Below are 14,255 nucleotides of genomic sequence, written 5' to 3' on the forward strand. Positions count from 1 at the left end.
CTGTTTGCGGGTGCAGCCATGGCGCAGTCTGCCGACCTGGTGGTCAACCATGCGGATTCGCCGGACCCCGGGCCCGCAGGCGGCATCTTCACGTACACGCTGCGCATCGACAACAACGGCCCCAACGGCGCCACCGGCGTCACGCTGACGGACACACTCCCGGTGGGCTCCACGTTCGTGGATGTGGCCACCACCGCAGGCACCTGCAGCCAGGCGGCGGGTGTCGTCGATTGCACGTTGGGCAATATCCCGTTCAACAGCAACCAGACCGTGACCATCCGGGTGCGGCTGCCTTCCGCCGGGGTCTGGACCAACACCGCCACGGCTGGCAGCGCCACGTCCGACCCGAACACCAGCAACAACGTCAACAGCGTGCAGGACACCACCGCCACGCAGGCGGCCGACCTTGCGCTGGTGGCTACGCCCTCCACGGCCAACGTTGTGGCCGGCCAGGCCTACAGCTACGCGCTGCAGGCTGCCAACAACGGCCCGAACGCGGCCGATGGCAGCCAGCGCATTACCTTCACAGTGCCAGCCGGCGCGTCGATTACCTCTGTTCCGACAGGCACGGGCTGGTCCTGCACGCCGTCGGGCGGCTATCCGCTGAGCAGCGGCAATGTGACCTGCACGCGCACGGGCACCCTGGCCAGTGGAGCGTCCGCCTCGGTGCTGACGGTTCCCGCCGTGTCCAACGTCAATGGCACGGTGACGGCAGCTTTTGCCATCGATGGCATCAAGCCCGACAACTCCGCCATGCCCGATGGCAACACCGCCAACAACACCACGTCGGCGGACGTGACGTCCACCTCGGGTGCCGACGTGTCCATCACCAAGACAGCCGCCAGCTCCAACGTGGCCCAGGGTGCCAACGTGGTGTACACGCTCACGCCGCGCCTCAACGGCGGGGTGTCGCTGGCGGGTCAGCCGGTCACCGTGACCGATACGCTGGGCGCCGGACTCAGCTTCGTATCTGCCGTCGGCACGGGCTGGGTCTGTGACGCCACGATCACCTGCACGCGCACCGAATACACCGGTGCCAACTTCAGCAACATGCCCACGATCACCGTGACCGCCACGGCCAACAGCGCAGGCACGCTAGGCAACACGGCCGGTATCAGCACGGCGCTGCCAGACCCGGTGCCCGCCAACAATTCGGCTTCGGTCAACGTGACGGCCAGCAACGACGCCGACATGCAGCTGACCAAGACGGCCAGCATCAACCCCGTGGTGCCGAACCAGGCGTTCAATTACACGCTGACCGCGCGCAATACCGGGCCGCTGGCCGTGCCCAATGGCCAGACCATCACCATCACCGACCAGGTGCCGGCGGGCGTGAGGCTCGACAGCCTGGTCAGCGCGACGGGCTGGACTTGCGACGCTTTGCCGTTCACCGGCCCCGGCAACTGGGCCTGCTCGCGCTCTACCGGCCTGAACGCCAATACCAATGCCCCTGCCGTCACGGTGTCGGCCGTGCTGACGGGCACTGGCACCGCCACCAACAACGCCTGCGTGGCGCTGGGGGCGGGTGTGCGCGTGGACAGCAACGGTGCGAACAACTGCGTGGGTGTGGGCGTGACCTCCACGGCCACCGAGGCCGACCTGCGTGTCGTGTCCAAGACCGCTGCGCCCGACCCTGTGGTCGCGGGCCAGAACCTGACCTATGTCATCACCGTGGACAACGTCGGCCCGGCCGCTGCCACGAACGTGGTGGTGTCGGATACGCTGGGCAGTCTTGTGAACACCGGGGGGTTTCAATCTGCCGTGGCCTCGCAAGGTAGCTGCACGCCCAACGCTGTCACCAACGGCACCTCGCAGAACCTGAGCTGTAACCTGGGCACGCTGAACTCCGGCGCGCAGGCCACCGTGACCGTGGTGGTGCGCCCCAGCATTGCCGTCAGTGGCCCGCGCACCAACACCGCGACCGTGCGCTCTACCGACGTGGGCGACCCCAACCAGGCCAACAACAGTGGCAGCGTGACCAGCCAGGTCACGGCCATCGTGGATGTGACGGCTGCCAAGACGGCCACTCCGTCCACCGTTGCGGCCGGGGCTCCCATCACCTTCGTGGCGACGATTGGCAACACAGGGCCTTCCACGGCACAGACCGTGCAGATGGTGGACACCCTGCCGTCCAATGCCGCCTTTATCGACGTGGTGAGCGTGAGCGGGGGCGGCAGCTGCGCGCCCATCGCCGCGGGCACGGTGGGCGGAACGCTCACCTGTAATTGGGCCAGCATCAATTCCGGATCGCAGCAGACGGTGAACTACCGCATGCGCCCCCTGGGCAGTGCAACGGGCAGCACGGTGGTCAACAGTGTGGCTGCGACCACGGCAACCGCCGAGTCGAACACCGCCAACAACAGCGCCACCACCAGCACCCCGGTCACTGCCGCGCAGCTGGACATCCTGGTGAACAAGGTGGACAGCGCTGATCCGGTCGACCTCGGACAAAACACGACCTACACGATCACGGTGAATAACAGCGGCCCGTCGTTTGGCACCAACGTGGTGATGACCGACATCTTCCCCGCACCGGGCTCCTCGCCCACGGCCACCTTCAGCTACCAGGGCGCGCTCACGGTGAATGCAGGCGGCGCGTGTACCGAACCCACGATGGGGGCGACCAGCGGCACGCTGACCTGTAGCTTTCCGGGGCTGAGCAGCGGCCAGAGCGCCACCATCACCTACGTCATGCGCGCGGAGACCCTTACCGTCAATGGCGCCACCAGCGGCACGGCCTTCAACCAGGCGAGTGTGGTGGTGGACGAAACCGAGACCACGCTGGCCAACAACGTGGTGACCCATGACACCACCGCGCGCCGCTTTACCGTGGCCACGGATCTGGCACTGAACAAGACAGCGCCGGCAGGTCCTCTTACGCCCGGCGCTGCGCTCGCCTACACCTTGGTGGTCACCAACAATGGCCCGCTGGCCAGTGATGGAGCGCAGGTCGTGGACGTGCTGCCAGCCGGGGTGAACTTTGTTTCAGCGCCAGGTTGCGTCAACGCGGCCGGGACTGTCAGCTGCGGCGTCGGAGCGTTGGCGGTGGGGGCATCGCGCACCTTCACGATCAACACCACCCTGGCCACCCCTTACAGCGGTGCGCGTCCTCTGGTGAACTCTGCCACGGTGGATGCGCCGGGCGACACCAACCCTAGCAACAACACGTCCAGCGCCTCGACGACGGTGACGGGCAACGCCAGCAACATTCCGACGCTGTCGGAATGGGGCCTGATCCTGCTGGCTGCATTGCTGGGTCTGATGGCCTGGCAGCACCCTGCCATGGGCCGCCGCCGGTAGCCCGGCAGCCACCACCGCCGCGATCACTTCGCGGCGGCGGGCTGAACGCCAAAAGGCCAGCACGCTGCAAAGCGTGCTGGCCTTTTTTTGTTGTTCAGGGAAGGAGCACGTGGCGGCTTGTGCGCCGCCCTGCGCGCGGCGTGTCAGCCGCGTGGGTCGGCCAGGGCCACCGTGTCTACCGTGTCCAGCCGGTACCCCATGCCATAGATGGCCGTGATCGAATAGCCGTGGGCCTGCTGCGTCAACTGCAGCTTGGTGCGCAGGCGCGAAACGTGGGTGTCGAGCGAGCGTGAAGGTGCTTCGCTGCGCTCGCCCCACACCGCTTCGCGCAGGTGCGCGCGCGACAACAGGCGGCCCGCGTTGCGGAACATGAAAAGGGCGAGTTCGTATTCCAGGTTCTTCAGCGCCAGTGGCTCGCCGTGCAGGGACAACAGCCGCTTCTCCGGATCGAACCGGTAGGGGCCGAAGACCAGCTGCTGGCCCATGGCCTGCGGATACGCCCGCCGCAGCAAGGCCGCAACGCGGGCGACCAGCTCCCCCACACGCAGGGGTTTGACCATGTAGTCGTCCGCGCCCCGGTTGAGCGCTTCGATCACGTCACGTTCTTCATTGCGGCGTGTGACCAGAAGGATGGGCAGCTGCTGGCCGACCATCTCGCGCAGGCGCTGGATGACCTCGATGCCGTCCATGTCCGGCAGGTGCCAGCCAGAGATCAGCAGGTCAAAGGTTTCGTGCCGTGTGTCCTTGAGCAGGCTCGCACCGCTGGTATAGAAATGGCAGATATGGTGGTGGCGCTCAAGGGCGCTCCGGATCATGTCGGGCAAGAGGGGGTCGTCGTGCAGGACGGCAATGCGCATGGTGTCGGTCTTCGGGCGCTAGCGCCCTTCGCAAGTCAGAAAACGCCTTTCCAGGAAGGCGTCTCTGGATGTTGCGCGACATCGCGCCCCTGTGCACACGGGTTGACAATCGTTTGCAATGCCCGGGCGCCTCTGGCGCCTCTCCGAGGCGCCGCAGCGGCATGCACCACAACACACCGCAGCGCAGGCGGCTCAGTGCGTTCATCTCACGCCACCAGGGGCTCTTCCTGCATGGCCTCAATCTGCTCGATCAGCATGTCCACCTGCCCGCGCCAGTAGTCGCTGGTGCCAAACCACGGGAAGTTGACGGGAAAGATCGGGTCCTGCCAGCGGCGCGCGAGCCACGCGCTGTAGTGGATGAGGCGCAGCGTGCGCAGCGGCTCGATGAGCGCCAGTTCGCGGCGGTCGAAGCTGCGGAACTGCTCGTAGCCGTCGATCAGGGCGCCGAGCTGGTGGGTACGCTGGCGCCGGTCGCCCGACAGCAGCATCCACAGGTCCTGCACGGCCGGGCCCATGCGCGCGTCGTCCAGGTCCACAAAATGCGGGCCGCCCCGGCCCCATTCATCCAGCGGAGTCCAGAGGATGTTGCCGGGGTGGCAGTCGCCATGCAGGCGGATTGCTGTCTCGTTATTTAAGCCAAATGAGGCTCCATCGCTTGATGGATAAGCGCTGGCAGCTATCAATTCAAGAGCTTTGTCGCATTGGGCCTTCCAGGTGGCCTGCATGTCGAGCGGAATGATCTCGTTCGTGAGCAGCCAGTCGCGCGATGCCGTGCCAAAGGTCTCCAGGTCCAGCAGCGGCCGGTGCACAAACGGTTGGGCCGCACCCACGGTGTGGATGCGCGCCAGAAAGCGGCCGATCCATTCCAGCACCTCGAAGTCGTCCAGCTCGGGCTGGCGCCCGCCGCGCCAGGGGCTGACGGAAAACGCAAAGCCATCGTGCTGGTGCAGGGTGGTGCCGTTCAGCACCAGCGGGCCCACGGCGGGCACCTCGGCGGCCATCAGCTCGGCGGCAAAGGCGTGTTCTTCGAGGATCTGCGCCTCGCTCCAGCGGCCTGGGCGGTAGAACTTGGCCACCACGCGCTCGCCGTCTTCCAGCGTGGCCTGGTACACCCGGTTTTCGTACGACGACAGGGCCATGAGGCGGCCATCGCCATACAGGCCCACGCTGGCCAGCGCGTCCAGCACCTGGTCGGGCGTGAGGCGGGCGTAGGGGTGTTGGTCGTTCGAGGCGTTGGCAGCGGTATCGGGGGGCAATGGGGTCATGCCCCATTGTCGCCGCCGCGCCCTTGACGGCCCGGCATAGCGTTTCAGCCAGGCAGCATCGTCGCGATATGCCCGGCGCGCGGGTCGCCGCTGCCCGCCAGCACGCCCGCAAACAGCGCCTGCGTGGCCTGGGGCCCTGTATGGTGCTGCACCACCAGCCAAGGCTGCGGCCCGGCCGACACGGCGGTGCTGAACTGGTTCCACGCCGCCACCAGGCGCTCGTTCAGGCCCTGGGCGCCCCAGTCGGCGTGGCGCTTCTTGACCTGGGCGGGGGCGAAGAACATCACCGGGCGCGGGCCGGGCAACTGGCCTGCGCCGCCCAGGTCCTGCACGTGGCTGGCGCCCACCGAGCAGCTGTAGGCCAGGCCCGTGAAGTGGGCGTGGATGCGCTGGCGCAGGCCCACGCTGCCCGCAAAGTCGATGTACACGCTGGGTGTGGCACTGTCGATGCTGTCCAGTGCGTCGTAGGTAACCACGCGGCTGTAGCAGCCCAGGCTTTCGCAAAACGCCACATTGCCCGGCGAGGTGAGGCCAATGACCTCGATGCCCTCCCGCTGTGCAAGCTGGAAGGCGGTGCCGTAGGCCGTTTTGCTCGACGCGCTGGACAGCAGCATGCGCCGGGCGCCAAAGAACTGCTGGTCGGCCAGAAAATCGTCGATAAGCCACGAGGTGATGAACAGCGGCCGCAGCAGTGCCTGCACGTCCTCGTTGTCGGCGCGGTACAGCCCGTCGGTGCCGGTGCGCAGGTAGTGGTTGTAGACCGCATGCAGGCCCGCGCGGTGCGCGGCGCCGTCACTGAAGCCTGTGGGGTTGACGCGCTGGGGCGACAGCACGGCCTGACTGGCCATGGGCCAGTAGCCATAGAGGCGCTCGCCCACGGCCACCTCGGGGTGCTGTGACTCTGTCACCGTGCCAAAGCCCCACACGGGCACGATGCCCCAGCCTGCCTCGCCCGTGGGGAAGAACTGCCAGTAGTTCAGCATGTCGCCCAGCGCGGCGTAGGTGATGTTGTTGGCCGTGAGGGCAAACGACTCGACCCGCACGCGGACCTGGCCGCCTTCCAGCGGGGTGTCGTCGGCGGTCAACAGGCGGGTGCTGGCCAGGTTGTCCTGGCGCACGAGGAGGGTGGTGGTGCTCATGCCGCCACGCTAAACGAAAGCCCGGCGCGGCTCAAGCGGGCCGCGCCACCTCGGCGACAGCGGGGCCCACTCTTTGAACGGGCGCTTAGCCCGGGAACGTCTGGCCCAGCTGCTCGAACGGCAGCGCCTGTTTGACCAGGATGACGGTGCAGGGCGCATCACGCGCCACGCGGATGGGCACGGTGTCGATGAAGCGCTGCATCTGCAGCCCGTGCGTGGCGGCGCCCAGGATCATCATGCTCACGTGGTTGCTGGCCGCATAGCGCACCAGCGCCTGGGCCACGTCGCCCGCTTCGAGCACGTGGTAGCTCACGGCATGTCCGGTCAGGTCCAGACCCTGGGCCCACTGGCGCAGGCGTGCCATGTGCTGGCGGTGCAGCGTGGTTTCACTGCGCTCACTGTCGCTGGTGCTGCTGGCGCCCGGCGAGATCACCGTCACGCAGGCCAGCCGCGCGCCGGGGCGGATGCCCAGCGAGCGGGCCACGGCCTGGCGCAGCGAGTACAGCGTGGCATCGCTCACATCGGCATGGGGCACGGCGACCATGAGGATGGGCGTGTCCTCGATCTGCTGCGAGGGCAGGGGGCTGGGCGTGTAGTGCATGCCCGCAGCACGCAGCCAGCGGCGCACATGCGTGCGCAGTGGAGTGCGCTCGGTGCGTTCGCCGCGTTCGGTAACCTGCACCTGTTCGGGGTTCGACAGGTCGAAGGCCAGGTGCGCGGCCGACGGGTAGCGGCTCCCTGCCTCAGGCTCCAGGCAGCGCAGGATGACTTCCTGCAGCCAGGGCGGGATGTCGGCGCGGTGCTTGCGCGGCGGCGCGGGCGTCATCCACAGACGCTGGCGCATGCCGCCGCTGGTGGTGGGCGCGCCAAAGGGCAGCTCGCCCGTGGCCAGCTCGTACAGCATCACGCCGATGGCAAAGATGTCGCTGCGCGGGTCGCCGCGCACGCCCACCACTTGCTCGGGCGCAATCCAGGCGGGCGAGCCCACGGCCTGGCGCATTTCCTCGGCCAGCAGGTCGGGGTAGTGGGCGTGGCACGAGAGGCCAAAGTCCAGCAGCACGGCCGTGCCATCTTCTTTGATGAGCACGTTGGCCGGTTTGAGGTCGAGGTGGCACACGTTCTGCTGGTGCAGGCTGTGCGCCGCGCGCGCGGTGGCCGCGCCCAGGCGTGCGATGGTTGCTGTGTCGCAGCGGCCAGGCCCTTCGTCCAGCCAGTGCTGCAGCGTCTGGCCGGGGATGTATTCCATGACCAGGTAGGGCAGACGCACCAGGTCGCCCGCCGCCACAAAACGCGGCACATGCGGGCCGCTGAGCACGGGCAGGATCTGCAGCTCGACCTCGAAGCTCACGATGTTCTCGGCCCCGTCGCCCGCCGTCATGCGCGGGATCTTCATCGCCATGGCAAAGCCGGGGCTGCGGTCGGCCTGCGCGTATTCCACCGCGTAGATGTGGGCCATGCCACCCGCGTGGATGCAGTCCACCACGCGAAAGCCGTCGATCTCGGTGCCGGGTTCGAGCAGTTTCATTGACCATGCTCCAGCCTGTCGGCATAAAACGCGGGCAGTCCTGCCGCGCGGATGGCGGCGGCGGCGGCCAGGTGGTCATACGGCACGCGGTAGAAGGTGATCTGCCTGGCGGTGTCGTCGAACAGTGCGTACATGGCGCGCGCATCGCCGTCGCGCGGCTGGCCCACCGAGCCCACGATGCCCAGCCACTGGCGGTGCGGTGGCACAGGCACGGGCACGCCGGGCTCGGGCGCAAAACGCATCAGCTTGGCGGTGGGCGTGAGGAAGTACAGCACCTGCTCATGCACATGGCCGCAGAACACGTAGCGGATGGCGGGGTCAAGGGCCTGGGCCGCCGTCATGCTGCGCTCGGCGGCGTTCGAGTCCTCCACGTAGCGCCATTGCTCCGGCATGTCGGCGCTGGCATGCACGAGCAGCGCGCTGCTGCCCAGACGTGCGGTGAGCGGCAGCGACTGCAAAAAGGCGATGTGGCTGTTGCCGAGCTGGTCGTGTGTCCACTGCGCGCCCAGCTCGCTGCGGTTGCGCGGATTGGCGGGCGGCGCCAGGGCCATGGCGTCGTGGTTGCCCAGCACGCACAGGGCGCCTTGCTGGGCGAGGTCGCGCACCTGCTCTACCACGGCCACGGGCTCGCCGCCGTAGCCCACCAGGTCGCCCAGCAGCGCAAACTGCTCGGCGCCCTGGGCGCGGGCGTGTTGCAGGCAGGTGTCCAGGGCCTGTCGGTTGGCGTGGATGTCGGACAGCAGGGCGATTTTCATGGTGTTGTCTCCAACCCCATCATCGCGCGCATGGCTGAATGGCAGCTTGCAGGCCGCCGTGCTTTCCCGGATTCAAAGCAAAAATAGCTGCTACCGCCCGTCTATAGGGCGGCAGCAGCTATTGATTTGATAGCTCAGAGGCTGCGCTGTACGGCGGGTTTTTTGTCCAGCGCCAACACCAGGCCCAGCGCAATGATCGCGGGCAGCGCCTGGCTGAAGAAGATCTTGGGCGCTGCGGTGGCGGCGCCAAACACCCCGGCCACGATCACGCAGGCCAGGAAGAAGATCTTGAACACCCGGTTGCCGGTGAACAGCCCCCAGAACAGGCCTGCCGCCAGAAAACCGTTGTACAGCCCCTGGTTGGCCGCCAGCGTGGTGGTGGCGTCGGCCAGCTCCTGGGTCAGGTTGAAGGTTTTCATGCCCAGGGGCTTGTTCCAGAAGAACATTTCGAGCACGAGGATGTACACATGCTCGATGGCCACCAGGGCCACCGCGATGCGGGGAAGCAACTGGCGGCCCATGGCTTACACCAGCGTGATGGTCACGTCGATGTTGCCGCGCGTGGCGTTGGAGTAGGGGCAGACCTGGTGGGCTGCGTCCACCAGCTTCTGGGCGGTTTCCTTGTCCAGGCCGGGCAGGCTGATGGCCAGGCGGGCGGCGATGCCGTAGGCGTTCGGGATGGGGCCCAGGTCCACTTCGGCGTCGATGGACACGTCCTGGGGCACGGGGATGCCGATCTTGCCGCCCACCGCCTTCATGGCGCCGATGAAGCAGGCTGCGTAGCCGGAGGCAAACAGCTGCTCGGGGTTGGTGCCGGTGCCGGACGTGCCGGGCGAGGACAGCTTGACGTCCAGGCGGCCGTCATCGGTCTTGGCGGCGCCGTCGCGGCCACCGGTCACGTGCGACTTGGCGGTGTACAGGACTTTTTCGAGTGTGGTCATGGTGTCTTCCTTGCGGTTGTTGCCCACTGGCGGGCGGTGGAGGGAATCGGTTCTTGCGTTGTCTGCAGGCCGTCAGCGTTGCTCGCTGAGCCGGTCTCGCAGCTGCTTGAGTTCGGTGGTCAAGGTGGTCAGCTCGGCAATCGAGCACTGGCTGCTTTGCAGCACGCACGGTGGAATGGCTTCGGCCTGGTTGCGCAGCGCGCGGCCTTGCGACGTGAGGGTGATGCGCACACGGCGCTCGTCCTGCACATCGCGCAACCGGGCAATGTGGCCCTGCGCCTCCAGGCGCTTGAGCAACGGCGTGAGCGTGCCGGAGTCCAGAAATAGGCGCTCGCCCAGCTCGGAGACCGTGACGCCATCCTGCTCCCACAGCACCAGCATCACGAGGTACTGGGGGTAGGTCAGGCCGATCTGGTCGAGCAGCGGTTTGTACAGCTTGGTCATTGCCAGCGAGGCGGAATACAGCGCAAAGCAGACCTGGTTGTCCAGCCGCAGGATGGCGGGGCTGGGAGTGTGGGGTGTGCTGTGGCTGGGCATGGGGTGAATTGTGGGTGTGAATTCAATTGTGCGCAATTGAATTGTGAAAAACTTTGTTAATGAATGGGATTGTGTGGGTGGGGGAGCGGCGCCGCGCCATCGGTGCTATTCGCGCGTCCCGCTGGCGCATGCGGGGGTGCCGCATCCACGTCGCCCTCAGGAGGTGCTATCAATAGTGGAGCATTTGGCGCTTGATTTATCTGCGCTAGCGGTCGATTTGGATTGGAGTTTGGTGCGTGGTGGTTCTGGCGGCGACGCACCACCAGGCCCTCAGCGCCCGCTGAACTGCGCGGGCCGTCGCTCGACAAATGCGCGCACGCCTTCAGCGGCGTCCTCGCTGTTGGCCAGTTCCTTCTGCACCGGGATGAAGTCCGCCACCGCGGCCGCCTGGCCTTGCTCTATGGCCTTGAGCACATTCAGGCGCGTGGCGACCACCGCACGCGGCGCCTGTGCGGCAATGCGCTGGGCAATCGCCAATGCCTCGTCCAGCTCCTGGCCAGCAGGCACCACCTTCTGCACAAAGTTCAGGCGGTACGCCTCGGCGCTGCCGAACTCGTCGGCCGTCAGCAGGTGCAGCAGCGCATTGCCCGTGCCCGCGCGCTCGGCCATGCGCAGCGTGGCGCCGCCCGTGGCCATGATGCCGCGCTGCACCTCCATCTGCGAGAAGCGGCAGTTGTCGGCCGCCACCACGATGTCGGCACCCAGCATCAACTCGATGCCCACGGTGAAGCAGATGCCCTTGACCGCCACCACCATGGGCTTGGTGCGGCGCCGGTAGCCGGGCAGGCCGTAGTCATGGGGCTCCACCAGGCCCAGGGGAATAGCTTTTTCGCCGCGCTGCATGTAGGCGCTCACGGCGGGCAGGTCCAGTCCGGCCGTGAAGTGGTCGCCCATGGCATGCAGCACACCGACGCGCAGGTCGGGGTCATCATCCAGTCGGGTGTAGGCCTCCGCCAGCTGGCGGAACATGGGCGGCGTCCAGCCGTTGCGCTTGGCCGGGCGGTTGATGCCGATCAGCAGTACGTGGCCGAGCACCAGGGTGTCAATGCAGCCCTCGGGCGGGGGCGTGGTGCTGGATGGGGTGGTGGTGTTGACTTCTGACATGGCCGGGTCTCCTTTTCGTTTCCACGATTGAAAACCCGGTGCGCGGACTGCGCCGTCCCCAGGGGGACAACGCAGCGCGTTCAACGGTTAGTAGGTGTAAACACCCTGGCCCGTCTTGCGGCCCAGGCGGCCTGCGGCCACCATTTCCTTGAGCAGCGGGCAGGGGCGGTACTTGCTGTCGCCAAACTCGGTCAGGTACACGTCCATCACGGCCAGGCACACATCCAGGCCGATCATGTCCGCCAGTGCCAGCGGGCCGATGGGCTGGTTGCAGCCCAGTTTCATGCCCGCGTCGATGTCCTCGGGTGTGGCCAGGCCCTCGGCCAGCACGAAGAAGGCCTCGTTGATCATGGGCACCAGGATGCGGTTGACCACAAAGCCAGGGGCGTTCTTCACGGTGATGGGGCTTTTGCCCAGGGCCTCGGCCAGGGCCTTCACGGCGTCGTGCGTGGCATCGCTGGTCTGCAGGCCACGGATGATCTCCACCAGCGCCATCATGGGCACGGGGTTGAAGAAGTGCATGCCGATGAACTTGTCGGCGCGGCTGGTGGCGGCGGCCAGTTTGGTAATGGAGATCGAAGACGTGTTCGATGCGATCAGCACCTCGGGGCCCACCAGTGCGTCCACCTGCTTGAGGATCTTTAGCTTGAGCTCGTAGTTTTCGGTGGCGGCCTCAATCACCAATTGCGCGGCTTTGAGGTCGTCGTAGCTGGTGGAGGTTTGGATGCGTGCCAGGGCCGCAGCCTTGTCGGCCTCGGTGATTTTTTCCTTCTTGATCAGGCGGTCCAGGCTGCTGGCCACGGTGGCCAGGCCTTTTTGCACTGCAGCATCGGAGATATCAACCATCACCACGTTGATGCCCGACACCGCACAGGCCTGTGCAATGCCGTTGCCCATGGTGCCTGCGCCGATGATGCCTACGGTCTGAATCGTCATATAGAGAGCCCTCTTCAAAGTGAAACGGATGAACGGAATGGTAAGGCGAATCGCACGACCGTTCGGTTATCGTGCGTCAAACCTGAACCAACAAGCCGCTGCGCAGCATGGCGGAGGAGACACAACAACATGTTCGACTACATCGTGATCGGCGGCGGCTCGGCGGGCTCCGTGCTGGCTGGCCGCCTGACCGAAGACCCCTCCGTGCGCGTCTGCCTGCTGGAGGCGGGCCCCGCCGACAAGAGCGTGCTCATCCACTGCCCCGCCGGGCTGGCCGTGATGGCCAAGTTCGAGCTGAACGGCTGGGGCTTCAACACCACGCCGCAGGCTGCGCTGAATAACCGGCGCGGCTACCAGCCGCGCGGCAAGGTGTTGGGGGGCTCCAGCTCCATCAACGCCATGGTCTACATCCGGGGCCAGCATGCCGACTACGACCACTGGGCTGCGCAGGGCAACCCGGGCTGGGGCTGGGAGGATGTGAAGCCTTACTTTCTGCGCGCCGAAAACAACGAGCGCGGTGCCAACGATTGGCATGGCCGGGGCGGGCCTTTCAACGTGGCCGACTTGCGCTCGACCAACCGCTTCAGCCACCACTTCACCGAAGCGGGTGTGCAGGCCGGGTACCCGCACAACACCGACTTCAACGGGGCCACCCAAGAGGGCGTGGGCCTGTACCAGGTCACGCACAAGAACGGCGAGCGCCACAGCGCGGCCAAGGGCTACCTCACGCCCCACCTTGCGCGCTCCAACCTGCAGGTCATCACCGGTGCCCACGCCACGCGCATCCTGTTCGAGGGCACGCGCGCCGTGGGTGTCGAATACCGCCAGGGCGGTGCCTTGAAGCAGGTGCGTGCGGGGCGCGAAGTGCTGCTGAGTGCGGGCGCACTGTTGTCGCCGCAGCTGCTGATGTTGTCGGGCGTGGGGCCTGCTGCACACATGCAGCAACACGGCATCCCGGTGCTGCACGACCTGCCCGGCGTGGGCCAGCACCTGCACGATCATCCCGACGTAGTGCAGGTGCTGGACGCTCCCGATCTGAAGGACCTGTTCGGCCTCTCGCTGTCGGGCATGGCGCAGACGCTGCGCGGCATTGCCGAATGGCGCAAGCACCGCACGGGCATGTTGACCACGAACTTTGCCGAGGCGGGGGGCTTCATCAAGAGCGACCCATCCGAGCCAGCGCCCGACCTGCAGCTGCACTTTGTGATCGGCAAGCTGGTGGACCACGGGCGCAAGACCGTGTTCGGCCATGGCTACTCGGCCCACGTGTGCCTGCTGCAGCCCAAGAGCCGGGGCTCCGTCACGCTGGTCAGCCGCGACCCCATGGCCTTGCCTTTGGTGGACCCGAACTTCCTGGCCGATCCCGATGACATGGCGCGCATGGTGCGTGGCTTCAAACGCACGCGGGAGATCCTCATGCAACCGGCGCTCGCGAAGTTCGGCGCCAAGGAGCTGGCGGCCTCGGCCAGTGCGCGCAGCGATGCCGAGATCGAGCAGTTCATCCGCCAGTACGCCGACACCATCTACCACCCCGTGGGTACCTGCCGCATGGGGCCTGGGCCGCTGGATGTGGTGGATGCCGAACTGCGTGTGCATGGCCTCGCGGGCCTGCGCGTGGTGGATGCATCCATCATGCCGCGCATCGTGAGCGGCAACACCAATGCGCCCACGGTGATGATTGCTGAAAAAGCGGTGTACCTGCTGCGCGCCGCGCCGTGAACGATTTCACGTTTAGCGCCCGGAACGCGATTTTTAAGGTTTTCAAAGGGTCTGTTTAAGGAGTTTTTAACAGGCAAAAGCGCGGCGAATTTCTAGACTTCTTTGCATGGAAACGGGTGCATGGTGCACCCGGCCCGGCGCCCAAAAAAAGGCGCTGAAAGAGCCCACCGGGGCCAT

The 14,255-nt window shown here is 66.5% G+C and carries 12 protein-coding genes; 2 read left to right on the plus strand and 10 right to left on the minus strand.

The window, feature by feature from the left end; translation table 11 throughout:
• The first annotated feature begins 18 nt into the window (after positions 1–18).
• Positions 19–3,300 (plus strand): IPTL-CTERM sorting domain-containing protein, encoded by a 3,282-nt coding sequence (locus ACT89O_RS03135; RefSeq protein ID WP_487261786.1) that lies wholly within the window; start codon positions 19–21, stop codon positions 3,298–3,300.
• Between the two features lie 143 nt (positions 3,301–3,443).
• Here ACT89O_RS03135 and ACT89O_RS03140 read toward each other — a convergent pair whose 3' ends face one another.
• From ACT89O_RS03140 to ACT89O_RS03185, 10 genes are all read right to left on the minus strand, one after another.
• Positions 3,444–4,157, minus strand: coding sequence for a response regulator transcription factor (locus tag ACT89O_RS03140; RefSeq protein WP_487261787.1), 714 nt, complete (start codon positions 4,155–4,157; stop codon positions 3,444–3,446).
• A 206-nt stretch (positions 4,158–4,363) separates the two neighbouring features.
• Positions 4,364–5,422 carry a serine/threonine protein kinase gene (locus ACT89O_RS03145; protein WP_487261788.1) on the minus strand — a complete coding sequence of 353 codons (1,059 nt, stop codon included), beginning with the start codon at positions 5,420–5,422 and terminating at the stop codon, positions 4,364–4,366.
• Between the two features lie 44 nt (positions 5,423–5,466).
• Positions 5,467–6,561 (minus strand): DUF2855 family protein, encoded by a 1,095-nt coding sequence (locus ACT89O_RS03150; RefSeq protein ID WP_487261789.1) that lies wholly within the window; start codon positions 6,559–6,561, stop codon positions 5,467–5,469.
• Positions 6,562–6,646: 85 nt separating this feature from the next.
• Positions 6,647–8,086, minus strand: coding sequence for a serine/threonine protein kinase (locus ACT89O_RS03155; protein WP_487261790.1), 1,440 nt, complete (start codon positions 8,084–8,086; stop codon positions 6,647–6,649).
• Positions 8,083–8,841: a metallophosphoesterase family protein gene (locus ACT89O_RS03160; protein WP_487261791.1), complete on the minus strand. Its 759-nt coding sequence runs from the start codon at positions 8,839–8,841 to the stop codon at positions 8,083–8,085. The genes ACT89O_RS03155 and ACT89O_RS03160 overlap by 4 nt, the downstream gene beginning before the upstream one ends.
• A 134-nt stretch (positions 8,842–8,975) precedes the next feature.
• Entirely contained in the window at positions 8,976–9,362 is a 387-nt protein-coding gene (locus tag ACT89O_RS03165; RefSeq protein WP_121422133.1) for a DUF1304 domain-containing protein, read from the minus strand.
• A 3-nt stretch (positions 9,363–9,365) separates the two neighbouring features.
• Positions 9,366–9,782, minus strand: a complete 417-nt coding sequence (locus ACT89O_RS03170; protein WP_487261792.1) for an organic hydroperoxide resistance protein — start codon at positions 9,780–9,782, stop codon at positions 9,366–9,368.
• A 72-nt stretch (positions 9,783–9,854) separates the two neighbouring features.
• Entirely contained in the window at positions 9,855–10,319 is a 465-nt protein-coding gene (locus ACT89O_RS03175) for a MarR family winged helix-turn-helix transcriptional regulator (protein ID WP_099731384.1), read from the minus strand.
• A gap of 270 nt (positions 10,320–10,589) precedes the next feature.
• A complete protein-coding gene (locus ACT89O_RS03180; protein ID WP_487261793.1) occupies positions 10,590–11,423 on the minus strand; it encodes a crotonase/enoyl-CoA hydratase family protein in 834 nt (277 codons plus the stop codon).
• Between the two features lie 87 nt (positions 11,424–11,510).
• Entirely contained in the window at positions 11,511–12,359 is an 849-nt protein-coding gene (locus tag ACT89O_RS03185) for a 3-hydroxybutyryl-CoA dehydrogenase (RefSeq protein ID WP_487261794.1), read from the minus strand.
• 129 nt (positions 12,360–12,488) lie between these two features.
• On the opposite strand from ACT89O_RS03185, the gene ACT89O_RS03190 reads away from it, so the two are divergent.
• A complete protein-coding gene (locus ACT89O_RS03190; protein ID WP_487261795.1) occupies positions 12,489–14,078 on the plus strand; it encodes a GMC family oxidoreductase in 1,590 nt (529 codons plus the stop codon).
• Positions 14,079–14,255: the final 177 nt, after the last annotated feature.

The organism is Acidovorax sp. NN32, assembly GCF_057597245.1.